We start from the raw sequence: 22248 nt of genomic DNA on the forward strand, positions 1-22248 counted from the left end.
GGTAACAGGCGTCTCCCTCACCTCCGCTAAGGCACCGGCCCGCTCCTCAGCCGCTCCGCAAACGCTTCGCGTGCTCCTGGAGGGACCGTACGCCGATGTCGCCGCGGACGATCGCCTGGATGCCCTGTACGGCCGCGGCGAGTCCCTGGACGGTGGTGATGCAGGGGATGGCGCGCAGCACGGCGGCGGTGCGGATCTCGTAGCCGTCCAGGCGCGGCCCCGACTGGCCGGGACTGCCGAACGGGGTGTTGACGATGAGGTCCACCTCCCCGTCCAGGATGCGCCGGACGATGGTCTGCTCGCCCTCGGGGCCGGTCCCCTCGCTGTGCTTGCGCACGATCTTGGCACGGACGCCGTTGCGGCGCAGTACTTCGGCGGTGCCCTCGGTGGCGAGGATCTCGAACCCGAGGTCGGCGAGGGCCTTCACCGGGAAGATCATCGCGCGTTTGTCGCGGTTGGCCACCGAGACGAACGCCCGCCCCTTGGTGGGCAGCGAGCCGTACGCGGCGGCCTGCGACTTGGCGTAGGCGGTGCCGAAGAACTCGTCGATGCCCATCACCTCGCCGGTGGAGCGCATCTCGGGGCTGAGCACGATGTCTACGCCGCGGAAGCGGTTGAACGGCAGCACGGCCTCCTTGACCGCGATGGGCGCGTCCAGCGGCATGGTGCCGCCGTCGCCGGTCGCGGGCAGCAGGCCCTCGGCGCGCAGCTCCGCCACCGTGGCGCCCATCATCACCCTGGCCGCCGCCTTGGCCAGCGGCACCGCCGTGGCCTTGGAGACGAACGGGACCGTACGGCTGGCGCGGGGGTTGGCCTCCAGCACGTACAGGATGTTGGCCGACATGGCGTACTGCACGTTGAGCAGGCCGCGCACGCCCACCCCCCTGGCGATGGCCTCGGTGGCGGCGCGGATGCGCTTGATGTCGTAGCCGCCCAGCGTCATCGGGGGCAGCGAGCACGCCGAGTCGCCGGAGTGGATCCCGGCCTCCTCGATGTGCTCCATCACGCCGCCGAGGTAGAGCTCCTCGCCGTCGAACAGGGCGTCGACGTCGATCTCCACGGCCTCGTCGAGGAACTTGTCGACCAGCACCGGGTGGTCGCTGGCCGCGCCCGCCTTGGCCATGTAGGCGGTGAGGGTGTCGTCGTCGTAGACGATGGCCATCCCGGCGCCGCCCAGCACGTACGAGGGGCGCACCAGCACCGGGTAGCCGATCTCGGCGGCGATGGCCAGCGCTTCGTCCTCCGTCACCGCGACGCCGTGCTTGGGCGCGGGCAGGCCCGCCTCGGCGAGAACTCTGCCGAACGCGCCGCGCTCCTCGGCGAGGTGGATCGACTCGGGCGAGGTGCCGACGATCGGGACGCCCGCGTCCTTGAGCGACTGGGCCAGGCCGAGCGGGGTCTGGCCGCCGAGCTGGACGATGACGCCCACCACGGGACCGGTCTGCTGCTCGGCGTGGACGACCTCCAGGACGTCCTCCAGGGTGAGCGGCTCGAAGTAGAGGCGGTCGGAGGTGTCGTAGTCGGTGGAGACCGTCTCGGGGTTGCAGTTGACCATGACGGTCTCGTATCCGGCCGCCGACAGCTCGAAGGAGGCGTGCACGCACGCGTAGTCGAACTCGATGCCCTGGCCGATCCTGTTGGGCCCCGAGCCGAGGATGAGGACCTTGGGGCGCTCCCCGTAGGGGACCTCGGTCTCCTCGTCGTAGGTGGAGTACAGGTAGGGGGTCTGGGCGGCGAACTCGGCGGCGCAGGTGTCGACGGTGTTGTAGACCGGGCGGACGCCGAGCGCGTGGCGCAGGTCGCGCACCCTCGGCTCGGTCACGCCGCGCAGCTCGGCGATCTGCGCGTCGCTGAAGCCGTACCGCTTGACCCGGGTCAGCACCTCGGCGGTCAGCTGCGGCGCGTCGCGCAGCTCGGCGGCCACCTCGTCGATCTCGAAGAGCTGGTCGAGGAACCAGGGGTCGACGGAGGTGGCCTCCGACAGCTCCCCGATCGTGGCCCCGGCGCGGATGGCCTGCTGCATGGTGAACAGGCGCCCGTCGTGCGGGACCCGGCAGGCGGCCAGGAGCTCGTCCTTGGCGCCCGGCTCCCCGGCCCAGGTGAAGGAGGCGCCCTTCTTCTCCAGCGAGCGCAGCGCCTTCTGCAGGGCCTCGGGGAAGGACCTGCCGATCGCCATCGCCTCGCCGACCGACTTCATGTGGGTGGTGAGGGTCTGGTCGGCCCCGGCGAACTTCTCGAACGCGAACCTCGGCACCTTGACCACGATGTAGTCGAGCGAGGGCTCGAACGACGCCGGGGTCTCCTTGGTGATGTCGTTGGGGATCTCGTCCAGGGTGTAGCCGATGGCCAGCTTGGCGGCGATCTTCGCGATCGGGAAGCCGGTGGCCTTGGACGCGAGCGCCGAGGAGCGCGAGACGCGGGGGTTCATCTCGATGACGACCATGCGGCCGGTGCGCGGGTCGACGGCGAACTGGATGTTGCAGCCGCCGGTGTCGACGCCGACCTCGCGGATGACCGCGATGGCCACGTCGCGCATGTTCTGGTACTCGCGGTCGGTGAGCGTCAGGGCGGGGGCCACGGTGACGCTGTCGCCGGTGTGCACGCCCATCGGGTCGATGTTCTCGATCGAGCAGACGATCACCACGTTGTCGGCCCGGTCGCGCATGACCTCCAGCTCGTACTCCTTCCAGCCGAGGATGGACTCCTCCAGGAGCACCTCGGTGGTCGGCGAGGCGTCGAGGCCCGCCCCGGCGATGCGGCGCAGCCCCTCCTCGTCGTGCGCGAAGCCCGAGCCGACCCCGCCCATAGTGAAGGAGGGCCGCACCACCAGCGGGTAGCCCAGCTCGCCCGCGGCGGCCACGCACTCGTCCATGGTGTGGCAGACGAACGAGCGCGCCGACTCGGCGTTGAGGCCGCGCTCGGCGGCGACCTTGGCCACGATGCCCTTGAACAGCTCGCGGTTCTCGCCCGCCTGGATGGCGTCGACGTCGGCGCCGATCAGCTCGACCTCGTAGCGCTCCAGGACCCCGGCCTCGTACAGGGAGATCGCGGTGTTGAGCGCGGTCTGCCCGCCCAGGGTGGGCAGCAGCGCGTCGGGCCGCTCCTTGGCGATGATCTTCTCGACGATGTCGGGGGTGATGGGCTCGACGTAGGTGGCGTCGGCGAACTCGGGGTCGGTCATGATCGTCGCCGGGTTGCTGTTGACGAGGATCACGCGGAAGCCCTCGGCGCGCAGCACGCGGCAGGCCTGGGTGCCCGAGTAGTCGAACTCGCAGGCCTGGCCGATCACGATCGGCCCTGAGCCGATCACCATGATCGACTGGATGTCCGTGCGCTTAGGCACCCTTGCTTCCCTCCGTGCTCGTGGTCGTGGTCGGCTCCTCGCCGGCCACTTCGCCCGCTCGTCCCCTCGACCGCTCAGGGCTCGTGCTTGTGGTCGCGCTCGTGCTCGTGGTCACGCTCGCGCTCGTGCCGACCCCACCGACCGTTCCCCGCCCGCGCTCCATCAACGCGCAGAAGTCGTCGAACAGGCCGGCCGAGTCGTGCGGGCCCGCCGCGGCCTCGGGGTGGTACTGGACGCTGAACGCCGGGCGGTCCAGCAGCCGCAGCCCCTCGACGCAGTCGTCGTTGAGGTTGACGTGGCTGACCTCCGCCGGTCCGTACGGCGTGTCGAACACGCCCTCCAGCGGCGCCCGCACGGCGAAGCCGTGGTTGTGCGCGGAGATCTCCACCTTGCCGGTGCCCCGGTGCTGCACCGGCTGGTTGACGCCCCGGTGGCCGTAGCGCAGCTTGTAGGTGCCCAGCCCCAGCGCCCGCCCGAAGAGCTGGTTGCCGAAGCAGATGCCGAAGAACGGGACGCCCGCGTCGAGGACGCCGCGAAGCGCCTCGACAGGGCCGTCGGCGGTGGCGGGGTCGCCGGGGCCGTTGGAGAAGAACACCCCGTCGGGGCCGAGCGCGAGGATCTCCCCGGCGGTGACGGAGGCGGGCAGCACGTGCACCTCGCAGCCGCGCTCGGCCATCCGGTGCGGCGTCATCGCCTTGATGCCGAGGTCGACGGCGGCCACGGTGAACCGCTTAGGGCCGATCGCGGGCACGACGTACGGCTTGGGGGTGGAGACCTCCCCGGCCAGGTCGGCGCCCTCCATCGCGGGGCTGCCCAGCACCCGCTGCAGCAGCTCCTCGACCGGCGCCAGGGCCTTCCCGGAGAAGACCCCGGCCCGCATCGCCCCCCGCTCGCGCAGGTGTCGGGTGAGGGCGCGGGTGCCGGTGATGGCGATGCCGACGACGCCCTGCTCCTTGAGGTAGTCGTCCAGGGAACGGTTGGAGCGCCAGCTGGAGGCCGTCCTGGCGGGCTCGCGGACCACGTATCCGGCCACCCACACCCGCGACGACTCCGGGTCCTCGTCGTTGACCCCGGTGTTCCCGATGTGGGGCGCGGTCATCGCGACGATCTGGCGGTGGTACGACGGGTCGGTCAGCGTCTCCTGGTAGCCGGTCATCCCGGTGTTGAAGACCATCTCGCCGAAGGTCTCGCCCTCGGCGCCGTAGGGGGTCCCGCGGAAGACGCGGCCGTCTTCCAGCACTAGCACTGCGGTCACTCACACACCCCGATCATCTCGGTTACAGCTCCGCAAAGTATGAAATATCCGGCATGTTGGGTCGCCGTACCCCCGCCGGGCGGGACACTCCCGCGTCCCGCGAAGATCCCGGCGGGGCCGGTGATCCCGGCGGGCCCGGAGAGCCCGAGGGTCCCGGGGGGTCCGGCGGTCCGGGAGACCCCGGCGGTTCCGGAGATCCCCGGGGTTCCCGGGGTCCCGGAGGCCGCGAGGGTCGCGGCGATCGCCCGGGAGCGGCGGACGGGGACCCTCACGTGAGCTTTCCGTCCAGGACGGTCGGCCTGCCGCGCAGGAAGGTCGCCACGACGCGGCCGGGCAGCGTCAGGCCCTCGTAGGGCGTGTTGCGGCTCTTGGAAGCGTAGCCCGCGGGATCCACCGCGGCACGTACCGACGGGTCGTAGAGGGTGATGTTGGCCGGGGCCCCGGCCTCGATCGGCCGCCCGTGACCCTGGAGCCTGCCGATCCTGGCCGGGGCGAGGGACATGCGCTCGGCGACCCCGGCCCAGTCGAGCAGACCCGTGTCGACCATCGCCTCCTGGACCACGGCCAGCGCCGTCTCCAGGCCGATCATGCCCATCGCCGCGGCGGCCCACTCGGTCTCCTTGTCCTCGACCGGGTGCGGGGCGTGGTCGGTGGCGACGCAGTCGATCGTGCCGTCGGCCAGGGCCTCGCGCAGCGCCTCGACGTCCGCGCGGGTGCGCAGCGGCGGGTTCACCTTGTAGATCGGGTTGTAGGAGCCGACCGGGGAGTCCTCGACCAGGTCGTCGGTGAGGAGCAGGTGGTGCGGGGTCACCTCGGCGGTGACGTCCCAGCCCTTGGACTTGGCCCAGCGGATGATCTCCACGGAACCGGCCGTGGAGACGTGGCAGATGTGCAGGCGCGAGCCGACGTGGGCGGCGAGCAGGCAGTCTCGGGCGATGATCGCCTCCTCGGCGACCGCGGGCCACCCGGTCAGGCCCAGCCTGCCGGAGACCGCGCCCTCGTTCATCTGCGCGCCCGCGGTGAGGCGCGGCTCCTGGGCGTGCTGGGCGACGACGCCGTCGAACGCCTTGACGTACTCCAGGGCGCGGCGCATGAGCACCGCGTCGGAGACGCACTTGCCGTCGTCGGAGAAGACCCGGACCCGCGCGGCGGAGTCGGCCATCGCGCCGAGCTCGGCGAGGCGCTCGCCGCCCAGGCCGACGGTGACGGCGCCGACGGGCTGCACGTCGCAGTGGCCCGCCTCCTGGCCCAGGCGCCAGACCTGCTCGACGACGCCCGCGGTGTCGGCGACCGGCTCGGTGTTGGCCATGGCGTGCACGGCGGTGTAGCCGCCGAGCGCGGCGGCACGGGTGCCGGTGTCGACGGTCTCGGCGTCCTCGCGGCCGGGCTCGCGCAGGTGGGTGTGCAGGTCGACCAGGCCGGGCAGCGCGATCAGCCCCTCGGCCTCGACGGTCTCGCCGCCGGTCAGCCCCTGGCCGATCTCCACCAGCAGGCCGTCGCGGATCAGGATGTCGGCCGGCTCGCCGCCGAGGATCCTGGCGCCCCTGATGACGATGCCGTCACGCGTGGCCCCGATGCGGTCGTTCATCAGATCTCTCCCCCGAGGTCGGCGCCGCCCAGCAGCAGGTACAGGACGGCCATGCGTGCGGTCACACCGTTGGCGACCTGCTCGACGATCGTCGAGCGCGGCGAGTCGGCCACCTCGGCCGCGATCTCCATGCCCCGGTTCATCGGGCCGGGGTGCATCACGATGGCGTGGTCGGGCATCTTGGCGACGCGGTCGCGGTCGAGCCCGTAGCGGCGGCTGTACTCCCGCTCGGTGGGGAAGAACGCCGCGTTCATGCGCTCGCGCTGCACGCGCAGCATCATCACCACGTCGGACTTGGGCAGCACCGCGTCGAGGTCGTACGAGACCTCGCACGGCCAGGAGCCGACCTGGACCGGGAACAGGGTCGGCGGGGCGACCAGGGTCACCTCGGCGCCGAGCGTGGCCAGCAGCAGCACGTTGGAGCGGGCCACCCGGCTGTGCAGCACGTCGCCGACGATGGTGATCTTCCTGCCGTCCAGCGCGCCCAGGCGGCGGCGCATGGTGAAGGCGTCGAGCAGGGCCTGGGTGGGGTGCTCGTGGGTGCCGTCGCCGGCGTTGACGACGCTGCCGCGCACCCATCCGGCCAGCCGGTACGGCGCGCCGGAGGCGCCGTGGCGGATCACGACGGCGTCGGCGCCCATCGCCTCCAGGGTGAGCGCGGTGTCCTTGAGCGACTCGCCCTTGGAGACGCTGGAGCCCTTGGCGGAGAAGTTGATGACGTCGGCCGACAGGCGCTTGGCCGCGGCCTCGAAGGAGATCCTGGTCCGGGTGGAGTCCTCGAAGAAGAGGTTCACCACCGTGCGGCCCCGCAGGGTGGGGAGCTTCTTGATGGAACGTTCCGAGATCTTCGCCAGTTCGTCGGCGGTGTCCAGGATGAGCAGGGCGTCGTCGCGGGTCAGGTCGGCCGCGGAGATGAGATGCCGCTTCACCGGTCCTCCTCCTTCAGCAGCAGGACCGCGTCGCGGCCGTCGTTCTCCTCCAGGTAGACCTTGACGCTCTCCGACTTGGCGGTCGGCAGGTTCTTGCCCACGTAGTCGGGGCGGATGGGCAGCTCGCGGTGCCCCCGGTCGACCAGGGTGGCGAGCTGCACGGCCTGCGGGCGGCCCAGGTCGTTGAGGGCGTCGAGGGCGGCGCGGACGGTGCGGCCCGAGTAGAGGACGTCGTCGACGAGGACGACCACCCTGCCGTCGATGCCCTCGGCGGGCAGCTCGGTGCGGCCCAGCGCGCGGGCGGGGCGCAGCCGGAGGTCGTCGCGGTACATCGTGACGTCGAGGGAGCCGACGGGCACCGTGCGGTCCTCGAACTGCTTGATGTGGGCGGCCAGGCGGCGGGCCAGGTGGACGCCGCGGGTGGGGATGCCCAGGAGAAGGACGTTCTCGCCGCCCTTGGTACGTTCGAGGATCTCGTGGGAGATGCGGATGAGGGCCCGGTTGATGTCAGGCCCTTCGAGAACGGCGTGGGCGTTGCCCTGCGCATGCGGGAGCGAACGCGAAATGGCCTCGGCCAAGGAGAAACACCACCTTTCCCGCCTCACGGGACGGGTCTTAAAGGAAGTCAACGCCTTCACGGTACCAGCCGGGCGAAGGCTCGCCCGAACAGGGGTCCGCTCTCCGAACGCCGAAGATCCTGCCCAGCAATCTTCTCAAAAGTGAATAAATATCACGATCTTCGCTGACTTCCCCTTGGTTCTTCCGGGTATGCGCTTTACATCCGTACCAGCGAAGCACGACGACCACGCCCCGGACGGCGGCCGGGGCGCGGCCTCGAACACCGGCCCCGGCGGCCGGCCCCATCCAGCCCCATCCAGCCCGATCCGGCTCCATCCGGCTCCATCCGACCCCGCCACCGGCGCCGAGGCCACGGCGCTCGTCACCGGACGCGTCAAAAGCACCGAACGCACCAGAAAACACCGAACGCACTGGGAAGCACAGCCGCCCCAAAAGCGCCAAGAGCGCCAAGAGCGCCAAGAGCGCCAAAAGCACCAGCCGCTCCAGCCGCGAAGGAAGAGAAATGGCCTTTCACGTCGACTCCGAGGTCGGCCGGCTCCACCAGGTCCTGCTGCACAGGCCGGAACTCGCCCTGAAACGGCTCACGCCGTCGAACAAGGACGACTTCCTCTTCGACGACGTGCTGTGGGTGCAGCGCGCCGTGGAGGAGCACGAGGAGTGGCAGAAGCTCCTGGTCGACCAGGGCGTCACCGTCTACATGCTCTCCGACCTGCTCCGCGAGACGGTCGAGATCCCCGAGGCGCGCAAGCACATCCTGGACGGCGTCGCCGACGAGCGCTACTTCGGCCCGATGGCCGTCGACGCGATCCGCAACGCGCTGGACTCGATGGACTCCGTCGTGCTCCCGCGCTATCTCACCGGCGGCATCACCAAGCGCGAGATGGTGGAGATGGGCACCGACCCCAAGAGCCTCGCCTTCCACACGCTCAGGCCGGACGACTTCGTCCTGCCCCCGCTGCCCAACCACCTGTTCACCCGCGACACCTCCTGCTGGATCTACGACGGCGTCTCGATCAACGCGATGAGGAAGAAGGCCCGCCGCCGCGAGACCGTCAACATGGAGGCGATCTACCGCTACCACCCGGCCTTCGCGTCCGGCTACGACCGGCCGGACGAGGGCGGCTACAACGTCTGGATGCCCGGCATCCCCGCGGCGCCCGCCACCATCGAGGGCGGCGACGTGCTCGTCATCGGCCGGGGCGCGGTGCTGGTGGGGATCAGCGAGCGCACGCAGCCCCAGGCCGTCGAGATGCTCGCGCGCAGCCTGTTCAAGCGGGGGGCCGCGACGAGAATCGTCGCACTGGACATGCCGAAGGCGCGGGCCTTCATGCACCTGGACACGGTCATGACCAACGTGGACGTCGGCGTCTTCACCAAGTTCGCCGGGCTGGGCATGCTGCCCTCCTACACGGTCGAGCCCGGCGACAACGAGAAGGAACTCAAGATCACCGACCACCCCCCGGAGGACATGCACCGGGCCATCGCTCGGGCGATCGGGCTGGACGACATCAAGGTCCTCAGCGCGACGCAGGACGTGTACGCCTCCGAGCGGGAGCAGTGGGACGACGGCTGCAACGTGCTGGCCCTGCGTCCCGGCGTGGTGGTCGCCTACGAGCGCAACACCACCACCAACAACCACCTGCGCGAGAACGGGATCGAGGTCATCACGATCCGGGGCAGCGAGCTCGGCCGGGGCCGGGGCGGCCCGCGCTGCATGAGCTGCCCGCTCGAACGCGACGGCATCTGACCTCCCCCTCCGTTCGCCGCCCGGAAGGCCGGGTCCCGCGCGACACGTGAAGATCTCCTGGACGAATCTCCCCGCGGATCTCCCGGTTTCCGGAAAACGGGTCTGGTCCGTCCTCCCCGCAGGGCGGACCATCACCACACGGGCCACAGCAGGAGGGGGAGAACGGATGACGTCGCCGGCACGCGGGCTGTTCCGCACCAAGCCCGCCGAGGAGATCGTCGCCGAGGGCGGCCACGGCGAGGGCGGCGAGCTGCGCAGGACCATGACCCTGTGGCAGCTGACCCTGTTCAGCGTCGGCGCCACCCTCGGCACGGGCATCTTCGTGATCCTCGGCCAGGCCGTGCCCAAGGCGGGCCCCGCGGTGCTGGTCGCCTTCCTGCTGGCCGCCGTCACCGCCCTGTTCTCCGCGCTGTCGTACGCGGAACTGGCCGGCACGATCCCCGTCTCCGGGTCGTCGTACTCGTACGCGTACGCCACCCTGGGCGAGCTTGTGGCGTGGGTGTGCGGCTGGTGCCTGATGCTGGAGTACGCCGTCTCGGTGGCGGCCGTGGCGGTGGGCTGGGGCGAATATCTCAACACCTTCCTGCGGGACCTGCTCGGCTGGACGTTCCCCGCGGCCCTCGTGCACTCCCCCGGCGACCGGGGCGGCGTGGTCAACCTGACCGCGATCCTGATCGTCCTGCTCGCCACCTGGCTGCTGCTGCGCGGCGCCTCCGAGAGCGCGGGCGCCAACGCGGTCTTCGTGCTCGTCAAGGTGGCGGTGCTGGCGTTCTTCTGCGTCGTGGCGTTCACCGCGTTCGACTCGGGCAACCTGGCGCCGTTCGCCCCGATGGGGATCGCCGGCGTCACCGCCGCCGCCTCACAGGTGTTCTTCTCCTACATCGGCTTCGACGCGGCCTCCACCGCCGGGGAGGAGGCGAGGAACCCCAGGCGCGACCTCCCTCTGGCGATCATGCTGTCCCTCGGCGTCGTCACGCTCGTCTACGTCCTGGTCGCGCTCGCCGCCGTCGGCGCCATGCCGTGGCGGGACTTCGACCCGGAGAACACCGAGGCGGGCCTGGCCGTGATCGCGAAACAGGCCGTGGGCGCCACCTGGCCCGGTCTCGTCATCTCCTTCGGCGCGGCCATCGCCATCGCGAGCGTGGTCCTGACCGTGCTGTACGGCCAGACCCGCATCCTGTTCGCCATGGCGCGCGACGGCCTGATCCCGAGGATCTTCGAGAGGGTGAGCCCGCGCCGCCGGGTACCGGTCGCCAACACCCTCATCGTGGCCGCCTTCGTCTCCGTGCTCGCCGGGTTCGTCCCGCTGGGCCAGCTCGCCGAGGCGACCAGCATCGGCACCCTGTTCGCCTTCGCGATCGTCAACGCGGGCGTGCTCGTCCTGCGCCGTACCCGCCCCGACCTGCCCCGCGGCTTCAGGACGCCGTTCTTCCCCGTCACGCCGATCCTCGGCGTGATCCTCTGCCTCGTCGTGATGGCCGGCCTGGCCGGCGTCACCTGGCTCGCCTTCGGGATCTGGATGGCGGTCGGCCTGGTCGTCTACTTCCTCTACGGCTACCGCCACTCGCGTCTCAACCGGGGCGTCCGCTGACCGGATGTCCAGTGTTCGGCCCTGACCGCGGCACGTGGGCACGCGGGCACGCCGACCCCCGCCCCCGGCCGCGCGGGACCGTCGCACCGGGTATCGCCCGCCGCCGCGTCTTTCAAGATCATACGCCTCCCGCGGAGGCCGGGAACGACGTCCCCCCGAATCCCGGAGAAGAGGCGGAAATCCTCCTGAAGTCCCGGAAAAACCTGAGGTTTCGCGGCGTGGAGTAGGACAAGTGCGGCGTTTGAGGCGGACCCCACCGGACCGGATTCGGCATCTTTTTTCCAATCAGCTTGACCTTAGGCGCCCACAGCTTTACCGTCACTGTCCGTAACCACACCTCGTGGCGTTATCGGGTGAACCCCGACGCATCGGTCACCGAAGGTGCCTACCCCGGGCGCCAACCCGGTGAACGGGGCATAAGTTGCGAGGTAGCACAATCAAGTTGAGAGCACTACATAACAGAGCCGGGGGGCCACACCATGCCGTCTGAGTACGCCAAGTCGCTGGGTGCACGACTCCGCGCCATTCGCACCCAGCAGGGCCTGTCCCTGCACGGAGTCGAAGAGAAGTCCCGCGGGCGCTGGAAGGCGGTCGTCGTCGGCTCCTACGAGCGTGGCGACCGTGCTGTCACCGTGCAGAAGCTTGCCGAACTGGCTGATTTCTACGGGGTGCCGGTCTCGGAGTTGCTGCCGGGAGGTGCCGCTCCCAGCCCCCTGGGCCCGACACCGAAGCTTGTGATCGACCTTGAGCGTCTCGCCCAGCTCCCCAAGGAGAAGGCGGGCGCGCTCGCCCGTTACGCGGCCACCATCCAGAGCCAGCGTGGCGACTACAACGGCAAGGTGCTGTCCATCCGCCAGGAGGACCTCCGTTCCCTCGCCGTGATCTATGACAAGTCCCCCAGCGAGCTCACCGAGGAGCTCATCAGCTGGGGCGTCCTGGACCCCGAGGCCCGCCGGGCCGTCGAGTCCTTCTGACGACCCCTGACCGGTCGTGGGTGCGCCGGAACCGGCGTGCCCACCCCGCAGAGATTCCTGCTCTCTCAGCAGAACGTGTCCTTCGTCCCGCCCCGGGCCACCGCCACTGTGGTAGGAAAAGGCAAACATGCGTTTAGCGAGATGTGGTGGACATGGCTCCGGGAGATGATCGGCTCGATCACTCTCGAGCCAGCCGGAAAAGCCGTCTCCGCGACGTCATGACGTCGCTGGGATCGACCAAGACGCGCACCTTCCTGCGGCTGCTGACCTCGATCGGCACCACCAAGACCCAGGACACCCTGAAACTCCTGCCGTTCGTCGTGATGGCCGTGGTGGCCCTGATCGACTTCGGCTCGGGTCCCACGTCCGGCCTCCTGCCGCTGCTCGCTCTCGGCCCGGCCTTCGCCAGCGTGGCGTGCGGCCTGGCCCGCACCACGGTGGTCGGCGTCGTCGCCCTGGTGCTGTGCTTCGCGCTCGGCGTCTACAACGACATCCTCTGGATGCCCCGCACCGACATCACCCTCATCGCCATCCTCGGCGTCACCGTGGCCAGCGTGCTGGCCAGCGCCGGTCGGCTGCGCCACGAACACCAGCTCGCCGACGTGCGCTCGGTGGCCGAGGCCGCCCAGCGGGTGCTGCTGCGCCCGGTGCCCCGCCGCGCGGGACCGGGCATCGGCGTCGCCGTCTCCTACACCTCCGCCACGGCCGAGGCGAGGATCGGCGGCGACCTGTACGAGGTCGTCACCACCCCGCACGGGGTACGGATCATCGTGGGCGACGTCCAGGGAAAGGGCCTGGAGGCCGTGGAGACGGCCGCCGTGGTGCTCGGGGCCTTCCGGGAGGCGGCCCACGACGAGAAGACGCTCCAGGGCGTCGTGGCGCGTCTGGAGAACGCCCTGACCCGCGAGCTGTCCGGCGAGCAGTTCGTGACCGCCGTGCTGGCCGAGATCAGCGGCGGTTCCACCATCACCGTCATCAACTGCGGCCATCCGGCGCCCATGGTGCTCGACGCCGAGGGCGGGATCTGGTTCGCCGACCCGCCGGACGAGGCGCTCCCGCTGGGCATGAGCGCCCTCAAGGCCAGCGAGCCGCAGCCGCACCACATCCCGTTCGAGCCGGGCGACCAGGTCCTCTTCTACACCGACGGGGTGATCGAGGCGCGCGACGCGGCGGGCGACTTCTACCCGCTGCTGGAGCGGGCGCACCTGCTGGACGGCGACGACCCCCAGGGCTCGCTGGACGCCCTCCGCGCCGACCTGCTCGGCCACGTGGGCAGGCCGCTGGGCGACGACGCCGCCATGCTCCTGCTGCGCCACCGCGCCGCCCGCCAGAACTCCACGGCGGCCTGAGGACGCGGGCACCGCCCGGAAGTCCGGAAATCCGGAAATAAGGCGCTCGGTCGCAGGGAGCCCGGACGGACGACGCTCCAACGGACGACGCTCGAACGGGCGCGCGAGGACGGGTGACACGAAAAACGTCCCCGTACGTCCCGCGCGCTTCCGGGAGGACCCGTGGGCACGAGGACGTACGGGGACGGCGCCGGTGAGCCGGGGCGGCGGCCCCGGGTGGGCGGCCGCGCCGGCTCTAACCGGCTAGGGGGACCTGGCCGGGAAGCATGGGCTGGCTCGGCACGCCGAGCAGCTTCTCCACGGCGGTGACGAAACGCTCCGCCTCGGAGATGAGCTCCTCCGCGTCTCGCGAGGACACCGTGCGGGTCAGGCCCGCCTCGGCCGCGGCCCGCTTGGCCGCGCTCGTCTCGAAGTAGGGGGCCCACTCGGCCAGGCGGGGCTCGGCCTCGGGCAGCATCTCCCAGGCACTGCGCAGCCTGCGCCTCCTGCGGCCCTCCATGGGACGGGGACGGGCCGCCAGGACGGCAGCGGCCGCCCTGAGCGCGGCGAGGTGGGCCGCGACGTAGCGCGCGGCGGAGGTCCGGGCGGCGGCGGCCTCTTCGAGGCAGTCGCGCGCGTCTGTGAGGTGCGCCCGCACCGTGGGGGACAACCGGGGCCCACCGGAATCGCTGAGCCGAGGGGTCATAGTGCTTCAGCCTCCTTGGTCGCGAGCGGCTCCGGCGTTTTCGCCGGTGGTATCACACTCGCAGACCCCACCGACAAATCCGCCGGACGGCCGGACGAGGAGCTTCCCCTCTCCCCGCCCGTCCTGACCTGGCCCGATCGTCTCCGCCGACGACGTGGACCTGATCGGCCGCCCTTGGACACGAGCCGCGAGCCCCGTGTCATCACATCGAACATAAATTCGATCACCAATACTGTCAAGTAAAACGGCGAACAAAAGTTCGATCTTCGAGTGTCTAAGAGACGCGGGAGGTTCCCGGTGGCCTGATGTGCGAAGGCGCGTCGAAGGGCCCGGGTGACGGGCGCGCGAGGAAACACCGGAGGGGGCCGGGAGATCGGTGCGCGGGAAAAGCGGGAAAAGCGGGAGAACGCGAAAGGCCCCGGGAGACCACCGTCTCCCGGGGCCCGGTTCACGACCGGCGGGGTCACACCCGCCGGATCGCCGGTCCCGCCGTCCTACCGTTCCGCCGTCCTACCGTTCCGCCGTCCTACCGTTCTACCGCTCCGCCGTTCCAACCGGACGAAGCAGTCCTTGCCTATCGGACGAACCTGCCCCTGACGTGCACCGGCACCCCCGTGCCGAGCAGGCCGGGAAGGACCTCCGCCACGTGCATGGGCAGCCGTACGCAGCCGTGGGAGGCGGGTGCCAGCGGCACCGACAGCGCGCCGTGGAAGGCGATGCCCCCGTTGAAGAAGATCGGGTTGTAGAGCTGGCCCAGGTAGGACTTGTGCCAGCCGTCCCTGCGCCAGGTGGTCTTGTAGTCGCCCGTCGGCGTGCGGGCGTCACCGCAGAACCGCTGGGCCCTGCCCTCCCAGGTGGCCGTCTCGCAGTAGGAGATCCCGCTGCCGGAGGAGGTGTGGCTGATCAGCTTCACCGCACCGCCGACGTAGAGGACCATCACCTGCTTGGCGAGGTTGACCTCCACCCGGGTCGGCTTCCCGTTGGGAACGAGCACCTTCGGCGCCACCGGGGCCTCCAGGGCGGCCCAGGTCCGGCGCGCCACGGTGCTGGTCGGCGTGACGCCGTTGACCTTCTGGAAGGCCCAGACCGCCGCCAGGGTCGCCCCGCCGTAACGGCCGTCGATCCTGCCCGGGGCGTAGCCGAGCGCGGCCAGCCGGGTCTGGAGCACCTTCACCGTGGCGCCCTTCGCGCCGAGCTTGAGCGTCTTGCCCGGTGCGGCGAACGGGCTCGCCCCCGTCGCCGTGACGGCCGCGACGGCCGCGACGGCGGGGGAAGCCGAGGCCTGGGCCGCGGCGGCGCCCGCGGAAAGGGTGACGCCCGCGGAAGAGAGGAGCACGGCCCCGGCCGTCATCAGCGCGGCCACTCCCCGCCGCTGTCCAACCCCCACTTTCAATCAACTCCTCTTATCACTATGTATCGGGTCAAGGGACCATAGCGCACGGGGTCCCCGTGCAGGCCGCCGGTTATAAAGCGGCAATCAACGGTCAATCTGTTTAGAGTGGCCGCGTGCCAGAAAAGTTGCATCCGAACATCGAGAAGGTCGCCGCCGTCCTGCGCGAGCACGACGTTCCCGGCGAGATCGTCGTTTTCGCGGAGGCCACCCCGACCGCCGCCACCGCGGCCGCGCAGCTCGGCTGCGAGGTCGGCGCCATCGCCAACAGCCTGATATTCGACGCCGACGGCGAGCCGCTCCTGGTGCTGACCAGCGGAGCCCACCGGGTCGACACCGACCTGATCGCCAGGACGGCCGGCGTGGCGAAGGTGCGGCGCGCCGACCCCGCCTTCGTACGGGCGGCCACCGGCCAGGCCATCGGCGGCGTCGCCCCGATCGGCCACCCCGCGCCGGTCAGGACCCTGGTCGACACCTGGCTGAGCAAGCACGAGGTCGTCTGGGCCGCCGCCGGGCACCCGCACACCGTCTTCCCGACCTCCTTCGAGGAGCTCGTCCGCATCACCGGCGGGGTCCCCGTGGAGGTCGAGTGACGGCCCCCCACGGCACCTGAGCGCCTTACCGCCGCCGAGACCTCGTACGCCCTCGCACAAGCCGGGAGGGGCCGGTCAGGCCTCTCCCCGGCCGGGCCCGCCGGTGGGCGGGATCGACCGGGGAACCCCGCTGCGAAGGCCGGGAAACCGCGCGGTGAAGGCCGGAAAGCCGCGCGGTGAAGGCCGGGAAACCTCGCCGTGCAGGCCGGGCACCGCTCTCGCGCAACGCGCCGACCCGCGTCACGTCCGCACTGCTAGGGTGCGACGCGTGATCGGACTGCGACGGATCGGCCCCGACGAGTTCACGCTCCGGCTCGACGCGGTCCTCCACGTCTACACCGAGGCGATGAGCCCGCCCGCCGACCAGATCGCCGGTCGCAGGCTCATCATGGGAAACCACGCCACCCATCCGGCCTTCACCTGCCTGTTCGCCGAGCGCGCCGACGGCACGCCGGTGGGCATCGCCTACGGCTTCCACGGGGTCCCCGGCCAGTGGTGGCACGACGTGGTCAGGCGGGCCCTCGTGGAGAGGCACGGCGAGGGCAGCGCCCGCGGCTGGCTGGGCGACGCGCTGGAGCTCGCCGAGATCCACGTCCATCCCGACTATCAGGGCAAGGGCATCGGCCGGGCGATGATCGCGGGCATCTGCGCGGGCCGCCTGGAGCGCACCGCCGTGCTCTCGACCCGCGACCGGCCCACCGCGGCCCGGCACCTCTACCGGAGCATCGGCTTCGTGGACCTGCTCACGCAGTTCGTCTTCCCCGGCGGGCACGAGCGCTACGCGATCCTCGGGACCGTCCTGCCGCTGGAGGGCCTGGACGCCTGAGCCACCGGGCAGATCTCCGGCCCCCGGACCCCGGGTCCACGGTCCACGACAGGACGTCTCCCCCGGAGGACCGGACCCGCGACCGGACCGGGCACGCCCGCGCCGGATCCCGGCCCGGGACCGGTCCGCCGATCAAGGCCGCCGGACGCCGTCCAGGCCGGTAGGAGCACCGGGTGCCGTACCCCGGCGGGAGCGGGGGCACGGCGCGAGGACGTCAGACCGGCAGCGGGCTGATCTCCGGGGTGTGGTCGAGGGCCTGGAAGACCTCGCGGGTCGCGCTGGAGCGGTTGAAGGTGATGAAGTGGATGCCGGGCGCGCCCTCGTCGAGCAGGGTCTGGCAGAGCTCGGCGGCGTGCTCGATGCCCAGGCTGCGCACGGCGGCCGGGTCGTCGGCGACGGCCTCGAACCTCGCGGCCACCTCCGGCGGGAACGGCGCGCCGGAGAGCTGCTCGGACCTGGCGATGGTGCTCATCTGCGTGACGGGCATGATCCCGGGGATGATCGGCGTGTCACAGCCGCTGGCCGCCACCCGGTCGCGCAACCGCAGGTAGTCCTCGGCGCGAAAGAACATCTGAGTGATCGCGTAGTCGGCGCCCGCGCGGCACTTGCGCACGAAGTATTCGGTGTCGGACTCGATCGAACGCGACCTGGGGTGCTTGTACGGGAAGGCGGCCACGCCCACGCAGAAGTCGCCGGACTGGCGGATGAGCCTGACCAGGTCCTCGGCGTACAGGACGCCCTCGGGGTGGCGCACCCACTCGCCCGTCACGTCGCCGGGCGGGTCGCCCCGCACGGCGAGGATGTTGCGCACGCCCGCTCCCGCGAAGCGGCCGATCAGGTGGCGCAGCTCGCGGACGGAGTGGTTGACGGCGGTGAAGTGAGCGACCGGGGTGAGCGTGGTCTCGTGGGCGAGCCGCTCGACGATGTCGACGGTGCGGTCGCGGGTGCTGCCGCCGGCGCCGTAGGTGACCGACACGAAGGTGGGGTGCAGCGACTCCAGCTCGCGGACGGCGCGCCAGAGCTGACGCTCCCCCTCGTCGGTCTTCGGGGGGGAGAACTCGAAGGAGAACGAACGGGCACCGGCGGCGAGGAGCTCGCGGACGGTGGCGACACGATCGGGGAGGATTGATGCGCGACCCAGAGCCATAGGACAAGGATACTTGCCCGGCCGCTCGGGTGCCCGATCAGATCTTGTCCACTGGATCTTGTCTGCCCCCCGTAGAACGGCCTTGTGTCAATTACCGTGCAAAACAACCACCCCTCTAGATCGAAATGTCCCCTTGGACCGTTAATCTCATTACCTGACCTCCTCCCGCCGTCGAAGGCGGGGGATTCCAGTTTTCGTAGATTGGGTTTCCTGCCTCACCGCCAGTCGCAAGGAGCCCGGAGGTGTCGTGCGCTACATCGGCTCCACAGGCGTCCCACCTCTTCGCCGGACCGGCGGAGAGGATCTTGTCGATCGTGCGTACGGTGGTCGGTGCGTCATCACCGCTGGTCACGCTGCCGGAACGCACGGCAACGTACCGCGTCTTCCCCCCAGAGCTGAAGCCCAGGGTCTCCACACTGGAGGTATTCGATGATCACTTCTGCAGCCGCGCTGGACACGATCCGGGCCGAGGTGGACCGCTCCCTTCGGCGATTCGTCGAACAACAGCGCCCGCAGGTCAGCGCCCCGGAGCTGGCCCCGCTCGTGTCGGCGGCCGAGGACTTCCTCGCGGGCGGCAAAAGGCTGCGACCCGCCTTCTGCTACTGGGGCTGGCGTGGCGCGGGCGGGGGTGACGATCCCGCGCTCTTCGCCGCCGCGGCCTCGCTGGAGCTGCTCCAGGCCAGCGCCCTGGTGCACGACGACGTGATGGACGCCAGCGACCTGCGCCGGGGCATGCCCTCGGCGCACCGCAGGTTCGAGGAGCTGCACAGGAAGGCGGGCTGGCACGGCTCGGCCGAGCAGTTCGGCGAGGGGGCGGCCATCCTGCTCGGCAACCTGATGCTCATCTGGTCCGGCGAGATGTGGCGGAACAGCGGCCTGCCGGCCGACTCGCTGGCGGCGGCGCAGAAGGTCCACGACGACATGCGCACCGAGCTGATGTGCGGGCAGTACTTCGATCTTCTGGAGCAGGCGCACGGCGAGGGCACCTTCGACAGCGCGCTGCGGGTCGCCCTCTTCAAGAGCGGCAAGTACTCCGTGGAGCAGCCGCTCCGGCTCGGCCTGGTGCTGGCCGCCCGGGGCAGGGAGCCGTGGATCGACCGGCTCTGCGAGGAGTACGGGCAGTCCGTGGGCATCGCCTTCCAGCTGCGCGACGACATCCTCGGCGTGTTCGGCGACCCGGACGAGACCGGCAAACCGGCCGGCGACGATCTCCGCGAGGGCAAGCGGACCATGCTCATCGCCCGCACCCTGGCCGCGGCCTCGGAGTCCCAGGCCCAGGTGGTACGCGCCACGCTGGGCGACCCCGGCCTGGACGAGGCGGGGATCGACCGGCTGCGCCGGATCATCGAGGAGACCGGGGCCCTGGTGGCGTGCGAGGACCTGATCAAGGGATACCTGGAGAACGCCCTCGGCTCGCTGGAGGGCGCCCCGATCCTTCCCGAGGCCCGCGCGGCCCTGGCCGACCTCGCGGTGGCCGCCACCTCCCGGCGGACCTGACCTCCGGACCTGACCGGCTGGATCTGACCGGCGGATCTGATCTCGGGACCTGACCGACGGATCTGGCCGACGGACCTGACCGACGGATCTGGCCAGCGAACCTGACCGACGGATCTGGCCAACGGACCTGATCGGCGGATCTGACCGGCGGACCTGGCCGCGCGCCCGACGCCCGTCCGGCCGGCTCACGGCGAACCCGCGAGCAGGCCGGTCGGCGGGCCGGTGGGTCGGCTCGCGGGCCGGCGAGAAGGCCGACCGGGCGAGAATCAGGTCCGGCCGACAGACGTGCGAGCAGACCCGTTGACAGCGGGTCCGCGACCAGGCCGGGTCGCGGGCGCGCCGGATCGTGAGCGGGCCGGCAGACCTACTCTCCCGGCCGGGCACGCGTCCCCTGCCGGGACGCGGTCCCGGCCGGGCGAAAGGGCCCCAGGCCTTCGAACCTTCAGGCCCTCAACCCTTCAGGCCTTCAGGCGGGGGCGGCCAGCCTCCGCCTGAACTCCGCGGCCGCCGCCTTGGGGTCGTCGGCCTCGGTGATCGCCCGCACGACCACGACCCGGCGCACGCCGTACGACATGACCTCGTCCAGGTTGGCGAGGTCGATGCCGCCGATGCCGAACCAGGGCCGGCCGGTCTCCAGGGCCGCGGCGTGCCTGAGCAGGCCGGGGCCCGGGGCGAACCTGCCGGGCTTGGTGGGCGTCGGCCAGATCGGGCCGCAGCAGAAGTAGTCGACACCGGGCTCGACGGCCGCGGCGGACGCCTCCTCGGGGGCGTGAGTGGAACGCCCGATGAGGATGTCGTCGCCGAGCATGTCCCGCGCGACCCGCACCGGCAGGTCGTCCTGGCCGAGGTGGAGCACGTCGGGACGGATCGCGTAGGCGATGTCGGCCCGGTCGTTCACGGCCAGGAGGGTGCCGTGCCGGTCGCAGGCCTCGCGGAAGACGGCGAGGAGATCGAGCTCCTCGCGCGCCTCGAGACCCTTCTCGCGCAGCTGCACGATGTCGACCCCGCCCGCGAGGGCGGCGTCGAGGAAGTCCGCGAGGTCTCCCCGGTCACGCCGTCCGTCCGTACAGAGATACAGGCGGGCGTCAGAAACCGAGGGCTTGGGCACGTCTCTTCACTTCGGTGTGGCGGCCCGCGACGATCGCGTCGACCGGCGATCCCGGCAGCGTGTCGTCGGGGGTGAAGAGCCAGCGAAGGGACTCGACGTCGTCGTATCCGGCGTCCAGGAGCACCGTGAGGGTGCCGGGGAGGCCCTTGACGACGTCTCCTTCGACGAGGAACGCGGCGGGGACCTGTGGCTCGCCACCGCCCCTGCGCACTCCGATGAGCTTGCGGTCCTTGAGAAGTTGCTTGGCGCGACCGGCGCTCAGGTTGAGCCTTCTGGCCACCTCGGTCAGGGTGAGCCACTCGCCCACCAGCTGGTCGGTTTCCCGGTCGATCTGCGCAACAGAAAGCGTCACGAATCCACCACTACCACATCGAGCCCTTCGCCAAACACCTGGCGGCGAGGTTACGCCACCGTACAATCGCGCAACGCTATCGCAGGGTCGGCGAGGCGATCGACGTCGAGGCGCTGCCCGCCCTCGATGAGGCGGCGCCCCTGGACGAGGTCGCGGGGCCGGTTGACGGAGAGCACCGCGGTGAGCCGGTCGTCGTCGGTCACCCAGCAGATCGCCCACCTGGGCTTTCCCTCGGCCGCGGGGTCGCCGCGCGTGATCAGGCGGGCGCCGTCGTGGTGGCCGGCGTACTGGACCATGTGGCCGAACTGCTCGGACCAGAAGTAGGGGACCGGGTCGTAGACCGCGGCGTCGCCGACGAGGGTGGCCGCCGCGACGTCCGGGGCGCCCAGGGCGGTGTCCCAGTGCTCGACGCGGAGGCGGATGCCGTAGCGGCGCGACCACCAGGCCGCGCAGTCGCCCACCGCGACCACGCCGGGCAGCGAGGTGCGCAGGTGCTCGTCGGTGACCACGCCGTTGTCGAGCCTGATGCCGGACCCGGCGAGCCACTCGGTCGCGGGCCGCACGCCCACGCCGGTGACGACCACGTCGGCCTCCACCGCCGAGCCGTCGGCCAGGGTGAGCCCCCCGTGGTCGACGGAGGCGACCATCGTGCCCAGGCGCAGGTCCACGCCCGCCTCGGCGTACCAGGGGACGGTGTGCGCGCCGACCTGGCCGAGCGCGGCGGCCAGCGGGGTCTCGGCGGCCTCGACGACGGTCACGGCGCAGCCCGCCCTGCGGGCGGCGGTGGCCACCTCGGCGCCGATCCAGCCCGCGCCGATCACGGCGACCGTGGTCCCCTCGCCGAGCAGCGAACGCAGCCGGAGCGCGTCGTCGATGGTGCGCACCACGTGCTGGGGGCCGTCGCCGCGCAGCCTGATCGGGCGGGCGCCGGTGGCGACGACCAGGCCGTCGTAGGCCAGCTCGCCCTCGGTGGTCTCCACCACGCCGGGGTGCAGGCCCTTGGCGGACACGCCCGCGCGGAAGTCGACCTCAAGGGCGTCGAGGTCGGAGTCGACGACCGTGGAGTCGGTCTCGCCGAGCAGCACCCCCTTGGACAGGGGTGGGCGGTCGTAGGGCCGGTGCCGTTCCTCTCCGATCAAGGTGATCTCGCCGCCGAACCCACGGGCCCGTAACGCCTCGACGCTGCGCACACCGGCCAGGCCGGCGCCAACCACCACGACATGATTCACACTTCCCGACCATAAGCGGGAACCCCGTACTCCTACCAACGGTCGTTGATAACGAAAACGGGATTT

At 71.0% G+C, this 22248-nt stretch carries 18 protein-coding genes; 7 read left to right on the forward strand and 11 right to left on the reverse strand.

The window, feature by feature from the left end; all coding sequences use genetic code 11:
* Positions 1-46: 46 nt before the first annotated feature.
* From carB to pyrR, 5 genes are all read right to left on the reverse strand, one after another.
* The gene (gene carB / locus ABT053_RS31890) at positions 47-3343 is read right to left on the reverse strand and encodes a carbamoyl-phosphate synthase large subunit (protein WP_350974033.1); all 3297 of its coding nucleotides are present in this window, start codon (positions 3341-3343) and stop codon (positions 47-49) included.
* A complete protein-coding gene (gene carA / locus ABT053_RS31895; RefSeq protein WP_350974036.1) occupies positions 3336-4598 on the reverse strand; it encodes a glutamine-hydrolyzing carbamoyl-phosphate synthase small subunit in 1263 nt (420 codons plus the stop codon). Before carA ends, carB begins: the two co-directional genes overlap by 8 nt.
* Positions 4599-4866: 268 nt before the next feature.
* Positions 4867-6186, reverse strand: a complete 1320-nt coding sequence (locus ABT053_RS31900; protein WP_350974039.1) for a dihydroorotase — start codon at positions 6184-6186, stop codon at positions 4867-4869.
* Positions 6186-7115, reverse strand: coding sequence for an aspartate carbamoyltransferase catalytic subunit (locus ABT053_RS31905; protein ID WP_350974041.1), 930 nt, complete (start codon positions 7113-7115; stop codon positions 6186-6188). The genes ABT053_RS31900 and ABT053_RS31905 overlap by 1 nt, the downstream gene beginning before the upstream one ends.
* A complete protein-coding gene (gene pyrR, locus ABT053_RS31910; protein ID WP_350974043.1) occupies positions 7112-7693 on the reverse strand; it encodes a bifunctional pyr operon transcriptional regulator/uracil phosphoribosyltransferase PyrR in 582 nt (193 codons plus the stop codon). Before pyrR ends, ABT053_RS31905 begins: the two co-directional genes overlap by 4 nt.
* Before the next feature lie 503 nt (positions 7694-8196).
* Between pyrR and ABT053_RS31915 the strand changes: the two genes are divergently transcribed.
* The 4 genes from ABT053_RS31915 (at position 8197) to ABT053_RS31930 (ending at position 13355) form a co-directional block, all read left to right on the forward strand.
* Positions 8197-9441: an arginine deiminase gene (locus ABT053_RS31915; RefSeq protein WP_350974045.1), complete on the forward strand. Its 1245-nt coding sequence runs from the start codon at positions 8197-8199 to the stop codon at positions 9439-9441.
* A gap of 166 nt (positions 9442-9607) precedes the next feature.
* The gene (locus ABT053_RS31920) at positions 9608-11032 is read left to right on the forward strand and encodes an amino acid permease (protein ID WP_350974047.1); all 1425 of its coding nucleotides are present in this window, start codon (positions 9608-9610) and stop codon (positions 11030-11032) included.
* Positions 11033-11511: 479 nt separating this feature from the next.
* Positions 11512-12006 (forward strand): transcriptional regulator BldD, encoded by a 495-nt coding sequence (gene bldD, locus ABT053_RS31925; RefSeq protein ID WP_329424589.1) that lies wholly within the window; start codon positions 11512-11514, stop codon positions 12004-12006.
* A gap of 218 nt (positions 12007-12224) precedes the next feature.
* On the forward strand, positions 12225-13355 hold the full coding sequence (locus tag ABT053_RS31930) for a PP2C family protein-serine/threonine phosphatase (protein ID WP_350974049.1): 1131 nt from the start codon (positions 12225-12227) through the stop codon (positions 13353-13355).
* Positions 13356-13590: 235 nt separating this feature from the next.
* Here ABT053_RS31930 and ABT053_RS31935 read toward each other — a convergent pair whose 3' ends face one another.
* Both ABT053_RS31935 and ABT053_RS31940 read right to left on the reverse strand, forming a co-directional pair.
* On the reverse strand, positions 13591-14040 hold the full coding sequence (locus ABT053_RS31935) for an SAV_6107 family HEPN domain-containing protein (protein WP_350974051.1): 450 nt from the start codon (positions 14038-14040) through the stop codon (positions 13591-13593).
* Between the two features lie 574 nt (positions 14041-14614).
* Positions 14615-15427: a L,D-transpeptidase family protein gene (locus tag ABT053_RS31940; RefSeq protein WP_350974053.1), complete on the reverse strand. Its 813-nt coding sequence runs from the start codon at positions 15425-15427 to the stop codon at positions 14615-14617.
* Positions 15428-15546: 119 nt separating this feature from the next.
* On the opposite strand from ABT053_RS31940, the gene ABT053_RS31945 reads away from it, so the two are divergent.
* Positions 15547-16023, forward strand: coding sequence for a YbaK/EbsC family protein (locus ABT053_RS31945; RefSeq protein WP_350974055.1), 477 nt, complete (start codon positions 15547-15549; stop codon positions 16021-16023).
* Positions 16024-16291: 268 nt separating this feature from the next.
* Complete coding sequence (locus ABT053_RS31950; protein WP_350974056.1) at positions 16292-16849, forward strand: GNAT family N-acetyltransferase; 558 nt, start codon at positions 16292-16294, stop codon at positions 16847-16849.
* Positions 16850-17063: 214 nt separating this feature from the next.
* Here the strand turns inward: ABT053_RS31950 and metF are convergent, their stop codons facing one another.
* Entirely contained in the window at positions 17064-17996 is a 933-nt protein-coding gene (gene metF / locus ABT053_RS31955; RefSeq protein WP_350974057.1) for a methylenetetrahydrofolate reductase [NAD(P)H], read from the reverse strand.
* 429 nt (positions 17997-18425) lie between these two features.
* Here metF and ABT053_RS31960 point away from each other — a divergent pair, with 429 nt between their 5' ends.
* The gene (locus tag ABT053_RS31960) at positions 18426-19493 is read left to right on the forward strand and encodes a polyprenyl synthetase family protein (RefSeq protein WP_350974058.1); all 1068 of its coding nucleotides are present in this window, start codon (positions 18426-18428) and stop codon (positions 19491-19493) included.
* A gap of 466 nt (positions 19494-19959) precedes the next feature.
* On the opposite strand, the gene thiE is transcribed toward ABT053_RS31960, so the two are convergent.
* The 3 genes from thiE to ABT053_RS31975 are packed head-to-tail and all read right to left on the reverse strand — an operon-like array spanning position 19960 to position 22182.
* Positions 19960-20601 carry a thiamine phosphate synthase gene (gene thiE, locus ABT053_RS31965; RefSeq protein WP_350974059.1) on the reverse strand — a complete coding sequence of 214 codons (642 nt, stop codon included), beginning with the start codon at positions 20599-20601 and terminating at the stop codon, positions 19960-19962.
* On the reverse strand, positions 20579-20953 hold the full coding sequence (locus tag ABT053_RS31970; protein ID WP_344745006.1) for an Rv2175c family DNA-binding protein: 375 nt from the start codon (positions 20951-20953) through the stop codon (positions 20579-20581). The genes thiE and ABT053_RS31970 overlap by 23 nt, the downstream gene beginning before the upstream one ends.
* Positions 20954-21003: 50 nt before the next feature.
* Positions 21004-22182 (reverse strand): NAD(P)/FAD-dependent oxidoreductase, encoded by a 1179-nt coding sequence (locus tag ABT053_RS31975; RefSeq protein ID WP_350974061.1) that lies wholly within the window; start codon positions 22180-22182, stop codon positions 21004-21006.
* Positions 22183-22248: the final 66 nt, after the last annotated feature.

The sequence above is a fragment of the Streptosporangium sp. NPDC002524 genome, assembly GCF_040295985.1.
Lineage (GTDB): Bacteria > Actinomycetota > Actinomycetes > Streptosporangiales > Streptosporangiaceae > Streptosporangium.